Source organism: Mesorhizobium alhagi CCNWXJ12-2, from assembly GCF_000236565.1.
GTDB classification, from domain to species: domain Bacteria; phylum Pseudomonadota; class Alphaproteobacteria; order Rhizobiales; family Rhizobiaceae; genus Allomesorhizobium; species Allomesorhizobium alhagi.
In genome coordinates this window covers 1-17,372 of sequence record NZ_AHAM01000208.1, presented here as the reverse complement: position 1 = coordinate 17,372, position 17,372 = coordinate 1, and the positions used below count along the sequence as shown (strand labels likewise).

Below are 17,372 nucleotides of genomic sequence, written 5' to 3'. Positions count from 1 at the left end.
GGCGTAGGGTCAGGATTGGTGATGTCCGCGACCGGCGAGTTTTTAATCAGTCGGACGTGGTGCTATTCGATCCTCTATCGAATGGACCGATCTTTCGCCGAAGCCCTATTGGGCGTGCCACGCCTGTGCGTCGGCTACCTACCAATCCAGACTTGAAACCGGCTGCAAAAATTGTCGGTTTGACCTGCTTTCACAGATGCTTGGCAGCGAGTTCTCAATAGCTGCAATTCACACCGGGTCAATCGGCGTGCTAACTGATCGTCAAGAATCAGAGCTAGCGTAAGTGGGGGGACATGGGCTTCACAGACAACCCAATTATTTCGTCGCCGTTCGATCCCCCGTTATTTCACTATGAGCTCGACGAGGAAGGGCAGCCGACGGGCGTGAAATTGCCAGGTCGTCGCGAGAGTATTCAAGTCGTTCCCGTTCCCGCCGCGCGGCGCCGAGGCCCAAAGCAGGCTGAACTCGCCCTGTTCGATCAGGACGGCGCCAAAGTCACGTCGAATGCGCTAATCAATGAAATCCGCAAGCATGTGAACCAGTGGCGAGCCCTGCCTCCAAGCCAATGGGGCGTTACGCCCGAAACGCAACGCTTGCTGCTGCACTGGGGAGAGCCCTCGCGGGCGAGGCGCTTATTCTTCTGCCAGCGCGAAGCTGTCGAGACGCTGATCTATCTCACCGAGGTCGCACCCGCCCGCTTTAAGAAGCAGATTCAGGATGCGAACGCAGAGGCCAATCCCGGCCTCTATCGCTTGGCGTCCAAGATGGCGACGGGCTCCGGCAAAACGACGGTCATGGGCATGATCATTGCGTGGCACGCGGTGAACAAAGCGCGCCGTCCGAACGCCAAAACTTTTTCCGACGCCTTCTTGATCGTTGCGCCCGGAATTACGATCCGGGACCGCCTCCGCGTTCTGATCCCGTCAGACCCGGAGAACATCTACGAGGCGCTGAGCCTTGTCCCAACGGATTTGCTCGATGGTGTTCGAAAGGCGCGCATAGTCATCACTAACTATCACGCCTTCATGCTGCGCGAGACCGAACAAGTTTCGAAGTTGAACCGCCAGATACTCGGTGGGCGCGGGCCGGAAAAAACATTCACGGAAACCGAAGGTGAGATGATTGCCCGCGTCGCGCCTGAACTTATGGGGCGCAAGAACATCATCGTCTTGAACGATGAGGCCCACCATTGCTACCGCCACAAAGTTGGTAGCGAGAACGAGAATGGCGAACCTCTGACGGCGGAGGAGAAGGAAGAGGCCAAACGCAATGAAGAAGCGGCACGGGTCTGGATCAACGGCATCGAGGCGTTTTCCCGCAAAATCGGCGTACAGGCAATTTATGACTTATCAGCCACGCCGTTCTTCTTGAAAGGTTCCGGATACCCAGAGGGAACACTTTTCCCATGGGTGACATCTGACTTTGGGCTTCTCGACGCTATTGAAAGCGGCATCGTGAAGGTTCCGCGCCTTCCAGTGCTGGACGATTCAATTCAAGGCGAACTTCCAAAATTCCGGGACGTTTACCGATACGTTTCCAAAGGCCTGCCAAAACGGGGGCGCGGCAAGCAGTCCAAAGCGCTGATGGACCCGCAAGCGCTCCCCCACCTACTCTTGCAAGCAACGGAAGCCCTCTACAACCACTACAAGGCGACCTACGCCGCTTGGGAAGCCGAACCCGATCTTGGCCGCCCGCCCGTCTTTATTGTTGTCTGTAACAATACCGCGACGTCGAAACTCATGGCCGACTGGATCAGTGGCTATGAGGTGACGGAAGGCGAAGGCGAGAACGCCCAAACCCGCTTTGTGCCGGGCAGGCTCAATCTCTTCTCCAACGTCGACGAACGTGGCCAGTGGCTTGGGCGTCGTCGAACGCTTTTGATCGACAGTGAACAACTCGATTCTGGCGAAGCCCTATCCGATGAGTTCCGCACGCTTGCGGCGGACGAAATACAAGCTTTCAAGAAAGAGCTTCGCCTACGCAACGATCCACGAGACATCGATAAGTTGACCGACGCTGACATTCTCCGCGAAGTCATGAACACAGTCGGACGTATCGGCAAGCTTGGCGCCGACATACGCTGCGTCGTTTCCGTATCGATGCTGACGGAAGGCTGGGACGCGAACACAGTCACACACATTATGGGCGTGCGAGCATTCGGCACGCAGCTCTTGTGCGAGCAAGTCGTAGGGCGAGGCCTTCGACGCGTTTCCTATGAGACAGACCCGACAACGGGCTTTTTCCCGGTCGAATATGCGGATGTGCTTGGTGTGCCTTTCACCTTCGCCCAACAGGGCAAAAACGTGGCACCTTTACCCCCGCCGAAGGTGACCCGCGTGCGAGCTATGGAGGACCGGGGAAAGCTGGAAATCCGTTTCCCGAATGTCGAGGGCTACCGCATCGTCTTCCCACGTAAGTCGCTTCGACCGGTCTTCACAGCCGACAGCAAAATGACACTTACGCCTGATGACATCCCGATGGTCACGGAAGTCGAGCCACTGATTGGGGAAGGGTTCACACTCGATCTGCGCACGCAAGCCAATCAATTGCGTCTCAAGACGGTGATCTTCGACGTCGCTGGGCTCCTCCTGCGCACCTATTTCAAAGACCCGGACGGCGCGTTGCAGGTCTGGCGCTATCCCGAACTCACGCGAATCACCGAACGCTGGTTTATGGAATGTCTGACATGTGCGGGCGAAACTGTCCCGCAGTTCCTCAAGTGGCGTTCGCTTGCGATAAAGGCGGCGGAGAAAATCTATCGTGCTTTGGCGCCCTCTCTTGCCGGGCCACCGGATGGATCAAGCGGCGCGCTTCTGCCGATCCTCAATCCTTATAATCCTGAAGGCACGACGCGACACGTCGATTTCAATACGTCGAAGACGACGGTGTTGGCCACGCGCGCCGACAAATGTCACTTGAATTTCGTAGTATACGATCAGGCCTGGGAGGCGGGCCTTGCCGCGAGGCTTGAAGGCATGAGCGAAGTCATTGCCTACGCCAAGAACCATAACCTTAGCTTCGAGGTGCCGTATGAGTTCGGAGGTGAGACGCTACGCTATCGCCCGGACTATATCGTACGTATCAACGACGGCGCAGCCGAACCACTCAATCTTGTCATTGAGTTGAAGGGCCAGCGCGACGAGAAGGACGCGGCGAAAGCTGAAACCATGCGGAACATCTGGGTGCCTGCAGTCAACAATTTTGGGCGATTCGGACGCTGGGGCTTCCTTGAGTTGAACGATGTGCCATACGACGCGGCAGCGCGCATTCGCGACTATATGCGCCCCTTGCTGGCGGCGGAGTAAGCGATGGCGAATAGTCTCACGAAGGGAAGCTGGCCTGCATTTCTTAAATGGATCAGCGAGCATACAGATAGCAGCTGGGTATTTCGCGGCCATGGTGATGCTTCCTATCAGCTCGTGCCAACTATTGGGCGTCCCCCAGCAGGTCGAACCTACAAAGAAACTGACGAAAGACGTCTATTCTCCGAATTTAAACGCCGTTCCAAGATGCTCCTTCAAGGTGCTGCGCCAAACAATAATTGGGAATGGCTCACGCTGGCGCAACACTTTGGTGTTCCCACTCGGTTGCTAGATTGGACAAATAACCCTCTCATTGCAGTTTATTTCGCAATTTGCTCTGGTGATTATAGACAGAACGCAGAGGTGATCGCCGTTAGAACATCCGCTGCAGAGTTTGTCGACGTAGATAATCTAGAGCCGTTTAAATTGAAGGAAGTAATGTTTTTCGAAGCTCCTCTAATTGCAAACCGTGTTGCTGCTCAGAGCGGCCTTTTCACGGTTCACCCCGAGCCGGGGTCACCATGGAACGTCCCGGTTGGAGAGGTAAGGCGATTTCAAATTAGCCCGACGAAACGCGACGATTTCAGGCAGAGACTTCATGGTATAGGGGTCAACGCGGCATTAGTTTGGGGTGATTTGCAGGGGCTTGGCGAACACCTGCGGTGGCACTTCAGCAACGGAATCCCGTTTGCGAGCGCGCGAACAGGACAGCGCTTTGATATTCCAACGCCCGGAGTTCCGGCACATCCGCAGGATCAGGGTATATAGCCATGACCAAGTCAGAAAAAGATGACGTTGGCACCAAGCTTCGTGAGGCGTTCAGCCGACTTGATGTCTCAAGCTCGATTTGGTGGGGACGGCTGAAACAGCTCGCCAACCATGTCCGAATTGACGGTCTGGCAGTTTTTGACGATGCGGCTGTCGAACAAGGCGGTGCCATCACAGCTCCCGCAACCTTATATGTCCAACTTAGGGATCCAGTTACGGGTGTAGAGGCCGGAGCGCGAGTATTTGACGGCAGTGTTACCTACACAATCGAGAGCGGAGATGCGCAGATAAGGCGAACCGATTTCTCAGTGCCTCTGCCGCCAAAACGCCAGAAGTCGCAAAGCACAGAAATTGATAACTATACCCATACGGGAGACAAGAGGAGGAACATCCCGACGGCAGAGTTGCAGGGCATTCTGCCGGATGACGAAAAAAACTTGAAGCTTCTGCGCTATCCGCGAAACCCGGACCTTGACCCTCAGCTTGTCTGGCGAGGCAAGGATGTAGAGGATGGGGCGCCATTGGAAGTGGCCGCACCGCCAATCTACATCCAAGAGAAAATTCATCCACGTGCCCTGATCGAGAATTTGCGGCGACAGTCAGCCGCCCGAAAGGTTAAGACCGCGCCGCAAATCGACTTTTTCCACGACTTCAACGGGCTGGAAGCTAACCCAGAAGCCCGTACTGAGTTCTATGTCCACGATCAGAATTGGCAAAATCGAATGATTCTGGGTGATAGCTTAGCTGTCATGGGCAGCCTTGCAGAACGCGAAGCATTACGCGGCAAGGTGCAGTGCATATATTTCGATCCTCCATATGGCATCAAGTTCAATTCAAATTGGCAGCCATCAACCAAAACTCGCGACGTCAAGGACGGCAAGGAAGCTAGCGTTTCCCGTGAACCCGAGGTTGTGCGCGCTTTTCGCGATACGTGGAAAGACGGCATTCACTCATACCTCAGCTATTTGCGGGACCGGCTGATTGTCGCTCGTGATTTGTTGGCCGAAACAGGAAGCGTTTTCGTCCAAATCGGCGACGAAAATCTTCATTATGTACGCGCACTTTTGGATGAAGTATTTGGAGCTCGCAACGCGATTGCCAATATTACCGTACAAAAGGCAGGTTCGACTTTTGCTCGGTATCTAGGATCAACTGCCGACTATGTTCTTTGGTACGCGATCGATGCTGACCGTATGAAGTATCGAGAAATTTATAAAGAAAGGGAAATTTCGGCGGACGACGCTGGCCGGTTCACGCTCGTAGAATTGTCGAATGGCGAAAGAACATCTCGGTCAAGAATTGGAGCTATTCCGGCCGGTGCAAAATTATTTGCCCCGGACCCACTCGAATCCGCCGGAATGGGCCGTGAAAAAGGGGAAGGCGCAGCAAGCTGGTTTCGGGTCAATTTCCAAGGCCGAACTTTCACACCTTCCGATCAAACACGGTGGAAGACGAATGAAATTGGAATGGCACGCCTCGAAAAGTCCGGTCGGTTGGTGGCTCAAGCAACAAGGCTCCGCTTTTTGAAATACCTAGACGATTTTCCTGTACAGGCGATCACGAACATATGGTCTGATTTAGCCGGTGCGACAGACAAGGTATACGTTGTCCAGACCGCAACAAAAATAGTTCAACGTTGTATTTTAATGACTACGGACCCCGGGGATCTCGTACTTGACCCAACGTGTGGCTCTGGAACAACCGCTTATGTCGCGGAGAATTGGGGCCGTCGATGGATTACGATTGATACAAGCCGCGTTGCGCTAACTTTGGCTCGTTCCCGACTGATGGGTGCGCGATATGACTATTTTTATCTGAGAGACACTAAGGAGGGGGCGGAGGCGGAAGGGAAGCTGACCGGCAAGCCGCCAGCCGAGGGCCCCTTCGGAAACGATATTCGCCACGGCTTTGTGACCGATCGCGCCGCGAAAGTTTCGTTGGGCGCGATCGTCCGCAACGCCGAAATCGACGTCATTTGGGATCGGTTCCAATCCCGGCTTGAACCTTTGCGCAACAAGATCAACGCAGCGCTCGGCAAGGCGTGGGAAGAATGGGAAATCCCACGCGAATCGAACGCGGAATGGCCAGAACCGGTTAAGGCGGATCACGACGCATGGTGGATCGAGCGGCGCGAACGCCAGAAGGAAATTGACGCCTCAATTGCCCGCAACGCCGACATCGAGTGGCTCTATGATCGTCCGGTTAAAGCCAAGGGCATTGTGCGCGTGTCCGGCCCCTTCACAGTAGAGAGCCTCTCACCGCATCGCGTGCTGCCGTTGGGTGAAGACCCCTATCTTGCCGAGATTTTGGAAGTCGAAGCCGAGAGCCCAGACATATTATCGCAAGCGGACAAGGATATGCTCCCTCTCGAGCCTTCAAATGATTTCGCGCAGGTCGTCTATGACAACCTTCTTGCCTCAGGCGTTCAAAATACCAAGAAGGGCGAAGCCATACACTTCGAATGGCTCAAGCCCCGCGTTTCTCGGTCAGGCATCGTTCCCTTCGAAGGCCGCTATGTGGAAAACGGCGAACTCAAGCGCGCCGCCATCTGTATTGGCCCGGAGTATGACACTGTAGGCTATGACCTCGTAAAAAAGGCTGCCCGTGAGGCCGCTGATTTGTACGACACGCTGATAGTCTGCGGCTTCGCTTTCGCGCCTGAGGTTGATGAAACCCGGCTGAACTTCGGTTCGCTTACTGTGCTCAAAGCGCGCATGAACCAAGACCTGCGCATGGGCGACAAACTCAAGGCGACGGGCGCAGGTAATCTCTTCGTGATCTTCGGCGAGCCGGACCTTCGCGTCGTGAAAGCGGAAGACGACATGTTCCGAATCGAAGTCAAGGGCATGGACATCTTCGACCCGACAACCGGGGAAGTGCGTTCATCTGGCGGCAACGATCTGAAGAATGACATCGCGGCATGGTTCATCGACGATGACTACAATGAAGAAAGTTTCTTCGTGCGCCAAGCCTATTTCGTCGGGCAGGACCCTTATGACTCGCTGAGGCGTGCGCTCAAGGCCGAGATTGACGAAACAGCCTGGGAAGAGATTAGCGCAACAATTTCACGCCCCTTCCCGAAGCCCGGTTCAGGGCGCGTCTGCGTTAAGGTTATCAACCATTTCGGCGACGAAGTGCAGAAGGTATTTGACGTTTGAGAATTTGCAATGGGTGGTCGCCGGCAGTGCCGGGAGCGGGCAGGTTCCCCCTCTCGCGGCGCGCAGCCACCCACCTCTTCAGCCGTTTGCGAAATATCGCATGACCGCACCCTTGCTGCGCTGAACATAGCCGTCTTGCCAGCGGTCATCTCCTTCAAGAAAGCCGGACCAACCCTTTTTGCCCTGTTTCTGCCGTTCGGACTGGATCGCACGGAACCGGTAGTGATCATAAACGTCCAGGATGTGCACGGCGTAGGCTTCAGCGAGCGCTCGATCACCCGTCACCAGGACCATGTTCTCGTCGTTGGAGTAGCTGGCCTTGAAACCGAGATTGTGGCTGCCCAGCACAACCATGCAGTTCGGCGAGAGGGGATCGATCACCAGTACCTTGTCGTGAATGATCGCGCCGATCATTCCGCGTGCGGCCAACTGCTCAGCGCCGAAATCCTTGAGCATGGCCCGATCGTCGATCCGGGACGCCCGAACGATCTCGACATTAGCCTCCTTGAACGTGTGCGGTGATTGACCGGGCGTGTCGTCATCGGGATTGTTGGGATCGTTCTTCTTCTTGGGGATATAGTTGGGCATGGCTTGAGCACTAGAGACCGCTCCCATCACAATAAGCTCACGATCCTTGCGTCCGATATCGATCGCCTCGCCGATGATGCAGTCGCTACCGCTTTGGCCTGGATAGAATGCGAGGAAGAGGATCGCATGCTCAGCGCGGCGCATGCGGCCGTAGATGTCCGACAGATCCGGCGGCAACTTCTTAGTTTTCTTGCGCTGTAGTGTGTTCGGCGAGAACCAGACCGTCAGTTCGGCACCGTTGCCAAGCGGAACGGTGTTCTTGGTGAAATTGGACTGACGGAAGGCCGCGCTTTGCTGTGCGTCTTTCATCTCTGCACCGAGCGGATCGGGAACGACGAGCGGGTCATTTTTCATCAGGTTCCAATAGTCGAAGAACACCTTCGCTACCGAGGGCTCCTCGATCAGAAGCGCGTTGTTCGTCTGGCCGGCAAGGCCCGTTTGGGTCCAATTGGTGCTGCCTGTGAAGACCGCGGCTGGGGCGCCACCGGGCGGCACATGCACGACGAACTTGTTATGCCCGATATGAGTTGAGTTGTTGAACATCCGGTGCTGGATATCGACGCCTGCGTCGACAAGCGCCTTGCGCGCCTTCGCGTTGCGCTTGTCCCAGACTTTGTCTTCAGCACCGGTGTTGGCGAGGATGACATGGATGCGGTTGGCATTCGTGAGCAACAATTCAACGAGCTCGCGGTCCTCCAGTTCATACAGGCCGAGGTAAAATTCCCCCGGCCGGCCGAACAGCTCCCGCAGCAGCGGCAGCACGTCGCCGGCGAGATACTTCCGGTGGGGATCATTCGGGTCGGAGATCTTGTTGATTAGTTCATCGGGCTTGATCACGCCGTCGCCTTCGAGCAGCACGTTGCGGAGCCATTGCGCCGCGAGCACGCCGTTGGTGAAGGTGGTGCGGAAGACGCCGCGGCGCGTAGTTACGAGCACGTCGTTCGTAGCGACGGCGGGACCGAGGTACCCTAACGGCCGTGGGGTCCCAGTATAGCTGGCGACCTCGACCGACACCGGATCGCCGTTGGCGTCATGCACGGGCTTGCCGTTGGGATCCCTCTTCGCGACCGTGGCCTTGTACGGCGTCGGATCGGGCGCGGGCTCCATGCCGGGACGGAGGTCCCCGACGGCCCGAATTTCGTAGCGGACACGCACCTCATCGGGACGTCGCCTGAGGCCGTCGCGCTTTTTGCGCAGAGTCAGGTCGCGCCAGGACAGCTTTTGGATCGGCCATACGCCGCTTTCATGGGGCAGCCAATGCGGATTTCGCTGTCCCTTGAAGCCGACCCAAGCGGCGCAGGAGACGCGATCGTCGCTTCCGTTGCGGCGCTCGGCAACGCTTCCGTCCGAATTCAAGTAGACACGGATGACTTCGAAACCCAGGCACCCCGGGATCTTCTCGTCGATGTCCCATGCGACATAGGCTACTTCGTTGTTCGCATAAGCACGCGCATTCGTGATCCTGACCATACCCCCCCCGACTCTTGTCCAGGCCCCAAGACTATCGCGCGTGTGGTTAGCTGCACAGTATCAATCTGAATTCATCCCCCGATCCGGTACGAAGTATTGCGGCTTGACCTTGCGAAGAGCAGTCTTTCCATTTTTTTCAGCTTCGTAGATCGGTCAACCCAACTTTCACAGGGCGGCGTCCAGTTTGCCATCGGCACCTCGATTCGGCTGGCCGGTCTCCGCAACAGGTGGCGCGACCCGCTGCTTGGCGCACGCCCTAAGGGTGATATCCTCTCGTGCTTTACCATATTCGATTTTGATACTGGGGCCGGGATGGGCGATCAAGAAGAGGCGCGGCAGTCGTATGGTTCCGATCGTGCCCAACTTGTCTATGGGCAGAAACCCAATGGCAGGTTGGCGCATATCACCGAAGTTCAGCGTGGCCTCGCCTGTGGTTGCATCTGCCCAGCGTGTCGCGGCCAGCTTGTCGCCCGGACGAAAGCCGATCATCATGTGCCGCACTTCGCTCATTACCGCGGTGAGGCGTGCGGCGGGGGGCCCGAAACCGTCCTGCACCTCCTTGCGAAGGAGATGTTTCGTGCCAGTCCCAAGATGCTCCTACCAGGCCGACTTTCGCTCGATCACCGCAAGCGGGTGGTGACGAAACCCAGTCAGGAGGTCCAGACGGAATTCCTCCGGCTCGAATACACAGACCCAAAGACGATCATCCCGGACTTGTATGTTCGCGCCTTGGAGTATGACCTCTTTGTTGAGGTCGCCGTGACGCATTTCAGCGATGAGGCCAAGGTTAGGCGACTTCGTGAGCATCGCACTCCGGCCGTTGAAGTGGACCTGTCACGGCTTTCATATGACTTAACACGCGAAGCGATTGCCGATGCCGTGCTGCGCACCGCGCCGCGCTGGTGGCTATATCATCCCGGTATCGATGTTGCGGAGACGAACCGTCGCGAGGACGAAGAAAGGTGGCGCGCTGCTCAGGATGAGCGGCGAGTTGGCGCCGCCGCCAAGCACCAAAAGCGCGTTGTCGAGCTGATTTCTGCCTATTGGGAAGCTTCGAATGCGTTGGCGGAGGAGAGCAGCCAGATTTCGCGTCTGGAGGAGCTTCAAGCAACTGGGTTCGCCGAACATGTCGGCATTGAGGTAGCGGGCTTTGCCTGCTTCGCCGTGCCACCAGAGGTTTGGCAGGCCATCATTCTAACTGAGGTCTTCCACGACCGATGCCTTGGAAACGGTGTCTGCAAAGCAGTCCCGATCACCCAACATCTGGAGAAAGCCGGTCTAATCCGGCAGCAGTTTCGGCGTGTCTATGCCGGGCTGGCGGACGATGCCGCCATGATCGAACCGGATTTCGCTCCACCTTGGAAGGCCGTGGATGCCTATCTGAAACACCTTGCCCGTGCAGGCGTCTTGGTCCAGCACGATAACGGCATGGTGCTTGCAAGACAATTCGCTGAACCTTGGACCACTCGCACGCTGGCGGAGAAGCAGAGGACTGCCGCCATGCACGCTGCCATGCAGGCGGTCGAATGGATACTGGCGGAGCTTCCGGCCGAAGAACGCGGCAACGCGACCAGTGAATCTTGGCTGGATTCCGTTCACACCGAGTCCGGAATGAAATACCGGGCCGCGCTTCAATCGGGCATCGAAGCGCCGAAGATCTCGGCAGAGATTAACGCCGCTGTCGCCATGCTCGAAAAGCGTGGGCCGCTTCCATACGGAACTGTTGGATTACCAATTGAAGGAGCTATCCAGCGCCGCAAGGTCCAGATGGCAAAACAGGCTGGGGAACTGCGGAAGAAGCACATTCAGGAAGCGGAGCGGCTTCGGCACTCGCGCCGTGAACGTCTTTGCATTGACGCCGAAGAGCAATTGAGCGGTTCTGGCCTTGATGCATTCCTGAACACGACTCGCGATGAGCTGAACAGGATGACGCCTCTTGAAGCAGCCGAAGATAGCGAGCCCGGACTGAACCGGGCGCGCGACTTGCTGTCTGTTTTGGTGAGGCAGCTGGCACGCGAAGGGGACGCCGCAGCCGAGCGCCAGCATTACCAAGACAAGATCATCGCAGAAGCGAAGCGCCGCCTTGCTTCCGAGCATTCCGAAGCCTTCCTGAATGCTCGAGATGACGACCTTGGCCGCATGACGCCGCTCATGTTCGTTAAAGACGACAGCACTTATCGCAAGGCGCTCGCGAAACTCTCGGAATGGGACCGGGAGTTCGGTCACCTGTCGCGATAGCTGACAGCCGCAGCAAGGGAGACGACGCAAGGTTGGAGAACGACGCTAGGACAACGAGGGATGCTGCACACCTTCGATCTCGGTCCGGGCCTCGAACAGGATCGCGGCGCGCGAGACGGTTGGCAGGTTGCGCGATAGCGGGCACGTCCTGCCATTCGGCGAGCCGCGCATCTTCGTCCCGATTGGAATCCTGGACCAGTGTCTCCTGCTCACTCGAAACTTGAATGTGACCGCCGTCGCAATTCCCTCACAGGCCGGCGTCGGGCAAGCCATCCCTTCTCGCCTTCGCAAACCCTCGGTCGCTTCCAAGGAATGCCTCAAGCATGAACGGAATGAGTTCAGCGACAGATTCGGATTCGCCATAGGTCTGTCGATAGAGCGATGCATAATCATGAAGCGCCCGGTTCAGCTCAGCACCGACAGTGATCGTGATTTTCGCGGGTGAGCGGTCGGGCAGCTTTCCAAGCTTCAGATTTGCCATCGGTGGTCCTTCTCCTGGCGATGGTTGCGCAGACAGTTCAGCCTTTGTAGGGCCGCAAAACGAGGTCCTTTTGGACGATCACGCGCAGCGGCCATCCGGGGCGGACAGTGATTGTGGGCTGGATATCAAGGTTCTTTTCGGTGATGCGCTGGCCGGCGCGGTTGACGTTCTGCTGGGTGGATTCGCGGATGGCACGAATAAGATCGCTTTCGTCTTCGCCGAGGCTGAACTCGGTGCCAATGCCAAGCAGAGTTGCAAGTGCGATGCCCTTGATCAGTCGCCATGTGTGGAAATCGACCTTGTCCTCGAGTCCGGCATAACCGGCGGTGTCGGTCGCGGGCAGGTTGTTGATCTCGATGGAGGAGCCGTCGGGCAGCAGGATGCGCTGCCAGACGAGCAGCGCGCGCCTTTGGCCGAAGGCAACAACGCTGTCATAGGTGCCGATGAGGCGCGAGCCCTGCGGGATCAGTAGGACACTGCCGGTGACTGTGTCGTAGACATTTTCGGTGACCTGGGCGACGACGAGACCCGGCAGGTCGGAATTGATCCCAGTCACCAGGCTCGCTGCGATCACGCTGCCGGCCATGACCTGATGGGGCGAGACCGGCGTCTGCAGGGCGTGGGGATTGTAGATGCCGCCCGTGTCGCGCGATTGCAGGAAATCCAGCTTGCGCTGCTGGTTGTTCTGGTCACCTTCCGCCGGCGCCACGGAAGCGGGGGCAAGTCCGGCGCCCGGCTGTGGAATGGATGCATGCAGCGGCGGCCGCGCCTCCTGATTCATGCTGTTTGCGTTGAGTTGCGTTGCCTTGTTCTCGATCCGGAAGAACACTGCTGACTCGCGCGCCTGAATCGCCTGCTGCGCCAGGCGCTGCTCCTCGGCGGAAACCTCCTGTCCCGGTGCGATGCCGAGCTGGCGTTGGCGCTCGAGGATCGGTCGCCCCAGGTCGCCAGGGAGAGGAGGTCCGAGTACTGGCGTATCGGGCTTGATTTTGGAGTAGTCCCCCGGAAGCGCTTCGAGCCCCTCTGCCGTCGGTTTGCGCTCCGTGTCGTAGAGCTTTTCGGCCTGCTGCTTGATGCGCAAAGCCGGTCCCTGCAGCGCAATCATCGTGATGCCGAGAATGGCGCCCGAGCCAAGCGCCGCGATGGCGACGATGACGCCGCGTCTGAAGCGCACGACGCGGCGCGGCGACGCCCGCAGCTGCAGATCCTCGGGATCGACTTTCGAAGGAATGTCGGATCGAGATGTACCGGTCATGATCCCTCCCCTCACCGGCCCGAGCGCGCAAAGAGGGACGGACGCCGCCGTGGCTTGCCGTCGGTTCTCGTGATGCGCACCACCTGCTGCGGCTCCGTACCAAGCCGCAGTTCGGCGGCGGCGAAGAGCCGGTCGACGACGTAGTAGTTGCCTCGCATGCGGTAGTTGACGAGCTGGTTGTCGCCTTTGGCGCCGACCACGAAGAGCGGCGGGGCCTCTCCTTGGTCGATGCGGCGCGGGAACTCGATATAGACCTTATGGCCGTCGTCGAAGGCGCGCACCGGGCGCCAGGCAGGCGTATCGCCGGTAATGGAATAGCGGAAGCGGAGATCGTCCAGCGCCACACTGGACTCCACCGGCATGGCGGCCTCGGCTTCAGCATTGCGCCGGCGCAAGGCGATGATCTGGTCATCGCTATAGGTCCAGGAGATCGCCGCCATGGAGGTCTTGTCCGTGCTTTCGAGCTGCAGATGATAGGAGCGTCGATCCGTCGTTACGACGAGATTGGTCTTGAGCCCCGGCGCGAAAGGCTTGACCAGTACATGAGTGCGCTGGTTATCGCCGGAACCACTTACCGTGTCTCCGATCACCCAGCGCACCGTGTCGCCGGCCGAGACCGAGGTGAGCGTCTCGCCAGGCTGCAGCGCGATGTCGGTGACGCGCTCGGGTGCGGCATAGAGCTGGTAGAGCGCGCCTTCCGCGTATGGGTAGACCTGGACCGCGTTGACATAGCCATGTTCGGTCGGTTCCTGGGTGGCGGCCTTATTGGCGTCGGCGACGCGATCCTTGGGCGAGCGCTCATCCTCGGCCACCTTTCCCGGTGCGGGCTGCAGTTGACCGGGCAATGGAAGCGGTTTTGGTACTTCGACGATTTTCACTGGCTTGTCCGGCGCCTTCTCGATGACGGCCGTTTTGAAGTCCGCCGCATCGTACGAAATCTCGGGTGGCGGCACCGGCTTCGAAGCACAGGCCGAAAGGGCAAAGGCCGAAGCGGACGCGATCAGGGCAGCACGGATCGATGATGCTCTATTCTTCATTTGCTGGCTCCTTCGGGGAAACGGGTGTCGACGCGGCGCTGTCGAGCTCGCGCGACCAGTCAATGGCGTTGACGAAGACGCCGAGCGGGTTCCTGCGCAGCTGGTCGGTGTTGTCTGGTGAACGGATCACCATTGTGAGGATCGCGGTCCAGCGGGTGGTGCTGGCGAGGCTGCCGCGCTCATAGACCTGTTCGGTCCATTTGACCTGGAACGAGCTCTCGGACGCCCTCACCACGCTGGTCACTTGCACCGATACGCTACGCGTGCCGACCTTGCCGAACGGGTCGTTGGCCTTGGCGTATTCATTGAGGAAGAGTGCTGCGCGGTCGGTGGCGAAGTCGTAGGCCGAAAGCCAGTTCTGCCGCACCAGCACCGGATCGGTGGAGATGGAGCGGACATTCGAAATGAAGCGGCCGAGATGCCATGCGATCTGGGCATCGGACGGCTCATAGTCCTGGATCGCAGGCGCGACGGCGCGCGCCTCCCCGAACCGATCGACCTCTACGACGTAAGGCTCGACGCGGCTTTGCATCGACTGCCACAGAAGCCCGCCGGAAAGGCCGGTCGCCAGCGCCAGACAGCCGAAGGCCATCAGCCGCCAGTTCCTGGCTTGCACGCGCGCGGAGCCGATGCGCTCGTCCCAAAGCTGGCTGGCCTTCTGATAGGGCGTGACGGGTTCGGGTGTCTTCCCGTAACGCTGAACGGGTCGCTTGAAGAGCATCTAGTCGTCCTTGTCGTTGAGGGAGGGATTGGCGCCACCGCCCGGCCGGTCGCCATCGCGGACGGCCTGCATGGCAGTGTGGCGATGGGCTCGAGCCGTCTGCTCGGAGCGAAGGCGCTTGGCCCAGGCCGGGGCGGCATCGGCAGCTGTGTTGACGGCGGGTTCCTGCTGGGAAGAGGTCGGCTTACCGCCCGTCGCCGTCCAGGCGGCACCGCGGCCGGTTCCGACGCTTCGACTGATCGGACCTGTTGCGGACCGTGCTCTCTGTATGACCGCACCACCGGCGGCTCGCGCAATGCCGCCCATTCCAGCCGCGACGCCGGCCAGACCGGGCTCGCCGGACGTATCCCGTCCGAAGCGGTAGGCCGTGGAGGTAGCGGAACTCATGGCAGTGCCGCCGCGTACCGCGGCCAGGCTGCCGCCGATTGCCATACGGGCACCAGCGAATGCCGTGCCGCCGGCAACGAGCGTCGCACCGGCCGCCGTTGCCGTCGTCCCAAGTGCTGCACCCGCACCAAGCTGAGGTGCGCCGGAAACGAGCCCGGAGGCGATGCCCGGTCCGAAGATCCCGAGACCGAGCAGAGCCAGCGCGCCCAGCACCTGCGACATGGCGGCGGCAAGGTCCGGCTCCTGGCCATGCGATGCAGAAGCAAACTCGGCAAAGAGCGTGGAGCCGATGCCGACGATGACGGCAAGCACCATCACCTTGATGCCGGACGCCATCACATTGCCAAGCACCCGCTCGGCCAGGAACGCCGAGCGGTTCCAGAGTGCGAACGGCACAAGCACGAAGCCGGCGAGCGTGGTGAGCTTGAACTCCAGGATGGTGATGAAGAGTTGGATGGAGAGGATGAAGAAGGCGATGATGACCAGGAACCATGCGAGCAGCAGCACGAAGATGGTGAGCGCGTTGCCGAAGAATTCCGGGAATCCGAGAAGCTGGCTTGCCTGATCGAGCAGCGGCCAGGCGCCCTCGAAGCCGGTGGCGGCAATGCGGCCCGGCCGCAGGAGATCGTCGGGCGAGAGACCTCCGCCCGACGCATTGATGCCGAGCCCGGCGAAGGAGCGGTAGATGATGCCAGCGAGGTTCGCAAAATTGTTCAGGATGAAGGCGAAGACGCCGATATAAAGCACCTTGCGGACAAGCCGGCCGAGAATATCGTGCTCGCCGCCGAGCGCCCAGAACAGGCCCGCAAGCGTGATATCGATGCCGATCAGGATGGTGGTGAGGAAAGCGACGTCGCCCGAGAGCAGGCCGAACCCGCCGTCAATGTAGCGGATGAAGGTCTCCATGAACCGGTCGATGACGCCTAGATCGTCCATGCCGCTGCTTTCCTCGCTTCAAGGGATGCCGGCTCAGTTGCCGGAATAGGCCTTGCCAGAGCCGAGGAAGCGTCGCGTCGTCTCACGCGCGGCTTCCTCCGACTGCGCCTTGCGGGCGGCGTCCTCGGCTTCGGCGCGGTACTGGGTCGCAAGCATCGTCTGGATCTGCATCTGCTGCTTGGCCGATAGCGCGATCAGCTGATTGGTCGCCTGCTGGGCCTCCAGCGCGCCGGCGGCGTCCTGGCTGCGGTTGACGAGCTCAGCAAGCAGATCCCCGTCAGCCTGGACGTTCTCGACGATCTGCGACTGCACGTGCATGGTCTGGCGGAAGGCCTTCATGGCGCTTTGCCAGCGCTCGCGTGCTGCCGAGGCCAGGTCATTCACCTTGATCGTGCCGTCGTAGCTTTCTGGATACTTTTCTCGCCATTCACCCTCGAGCTGGTCCAGGTCAAAACTCAGCCCGTCGGCCTGGATCATCAGCCCGTCGATACGGTTGAGGGCGCCGGTAAGTTGTCCGAGCGAGGAGAAATCCAGGCGCTGAAGGTTGCGCGCCATGTTCTGCAGCATCGTCGCCTCGTTCTGCAGCGACTGAATCTGGTTGTTGATCTGCTCCAGCGAGCGTGCCGCCGTCAGCACGTTTTCCGCGTAGTTCTTGGGATCGAAGACAGTGACGGCGAAGGCCGGTGGGGCAAATCCGGCGATCGGCTTGAGGATAAGGGACACGGTGACAAGACCCGTAACAAGGTGGCGCCGCATGATTCTGAATGCTCCTATTCTGGTTGGGGGAAATGCCCGAGAAGCTCGACGGCCCATTCAAGGCCGCGAGCGCTCAGGAATCGGGGGGCGAAGTCGCTCCGGCCGTGCTCGGAAATGATCGTGTCGACGAGGGTCTGCGAAGCCGGATCGGAGGCGCCGCAAAGCGCGAGCGCGACGGGACCCAATCCCAGCTCGAACAGCCGGTTGCCGCGGCGTGACTGCAGATAATACTGGCGCTTTGGCGTGGCGCGGGCGATCAGCTCGACCTGCCGCTC

Annotated in this window: 11 protein-coding genes and 1 pseudogene; 4 read left to right on the top strand and 8 right to left on the bottom strand. The window is 59.1% G+C overall.

Features of this window, described 5'->3' with window-relative positions; genetic code table 11:
- Nucleotides 1-293: 293 nt before the first annotated feature.
- The 3 genes from MAXJ12_RS23545 to MAXJ12_RS23540 are packed head-to-tail and all read left to right on the top strand — an operon-like array spanning nucleotide 294 to nucleotide 7,228.
- Nucleotides 294-3,305 (top strand): BPTD_3080 family restriction endonuclease, encoded by a 3,012-nt coding sequence (locus MAXJ12_RS23545; RefSeq protein ID WP_008838543.1) that lies wholly within the window; start codon nucleotides 294-296, stop codon nucleotides 3,303-3,305.
- Nucleotides 3,306-3,308: 3 nt separating this feature from the next.
- Nucleotides 3,309-4,070 (top strand): FRG domain-containing protein, encoded by a 762-nt coding sequence (locus MAXJ12_RS35610; protein ID WP_008838542.1) that lies wholly within the window; start codon nucleotides 3,309-3,311, stop codon nucleotides 4,068-4,070.
- A gap of 2 nt (nucleotides 4,071-4,072) precedes the next feature.
- Nucleotides 4,073-7,228 (top strand): site-specific DNA-methyltransferase, encoded by a 3,156-nt coding sequence (locus MAXJ12_RS23540; protein WP_085984045.1) that lies wholly within the window; start codon nucleotides 4,073-4,075, stop codon nucleotides 7,226-7,228.
- Nucleotides 7,229-7,306: 78 nt separating this feature from the next.
- Here MAXJ12_RS23540 and MAXJ12_RS23535 read toward each other — a convergent pair whose 3' ends face one another.
- Nucleotides 7,307-9,286 carry a phospholipase D-like domain-containing protein gene (locus MAXJ12_RS23535; RefSeq protein ID WP_008838538.1) on the bottom strand — a complete coding sequence of 660 codons (1,980 nt, stop codon included), beginning with the start codon at nucleotides 9,284-9,286 and terminating at the stop codon, nucleotides 7,307-7,309.
- A gap of 96 nt (nucleotides 9,287-9,382) precedes the next feature.
- On the opposite strand from MAXJ12_RS23535, the gene MAXJ12_RS23525 reads away from it, so the two are divergent.
- Nucleotides 9,383-11,524, top strand: a complete 2,142-nt coding sequence (locus MAXJ12_RS23525) for a competence protein CoiA family protein (RefSeq protein WP_139044009.1) — start codon at nucleotides 9,383-9,385, stop codon at nucleotides 11,522-11,524.
- A 247-nt stretch (nucleotides 11,525-11,771) separates the two neighbouring features.
- Here the strand turns inward: MAXJ12_RS23525 and MAXJ12_RS23520 are convergent, their stop codons facing one another.
- The 7 genes and pseudogenes from MAXJ12_RS23520 to MAXJ12_RS23490 form a co-directional block, all read right to left on the bottom strand.
- Entirely contained in the window at nucleotides 11,772-12,005 is a 234-nt protein-coding gene (locus MAXJ12_RS23520) for a DUF2274 domain-containing protein (protein ID WP_008838534.1), read from the bottom strand.
- A 37-nt stretch (nucleotides 12,006-12,042) separates the two neighbouring features.
- Nucleotides 12,043-13,260: a TraB/TrbI/VirB10 family type IV secretion system protein gene (locus MAXJ12_RS23515; protein ID WP_008838533.1), complete on the bottom strand. Its 1,218-nt coding sequence runs from the start codon at nucleotides 13,258-13,260 to the stop codon at nucleotides 12,043-12,045.
- Between the two features lie 11 nt (nucleotides 13,261-13,271).
- Nucleotides 13,272-14,297, bottom strand: a complete 1,026-nt coding sequence (gene trbG / locus MAXJ12_RS23510; RefSeq protein WP_008838532.1) for a P-type conjugative transfer protein TrbG — start codon at nucleotides 14,295-14,297, stop codon at nucleotides 13,272-13,274.
- Nucleotides 14,287-15,018: a conjugal transfer protein TrbF gene (gene trbF, locus MAXJ12_RS23505; protein ID WP_008838531.1), complete on the bottom strand. Its 732-nt coding sequence runs from the start codon at nucleotides 15,016-15,018 to the stop codon at nucleotides 14,287-14,289. Before trbF ends, trbG begins: the two co-directional genes overlap by 11 nt.
- Nucleotides 15,019-16,341 (bottom strand): P-type conjugative transfer protein TrbL, encoded by a 1,323-nt coding sequence (trbL, locus tag MAXJ12_RS23500; RefSeq protein WP_008838530.1) that lies wholly within the window; start codon nucleotides 16,339-16,341, stop codon nucleotides 15,019-15,021.
- A 33-nt stretch (nucleotides 16,342-16,374) separates the two neighbouring features.
- Nucleotides 16,375-17,097, bottom strand: a complete 723-nt coding sequence (trbJ, locus tag MAXJ12_RS23495) for a P-type conjugative transfer protein TrbJ (protein WP_008838529.1) — start codon at nucleotides 17,095-17,097, stop codon at nucleotides 16,375-16,377.
- A gap of 14 nt (nucleotides 17,098-17,111) precedes the next feature.
- Nucleotides 17,112-17,372: pseudogene (locus MAXJ12_RS23490) on the bottom strand (conjugal transfer protein TrbE); the annotation flags it as partial.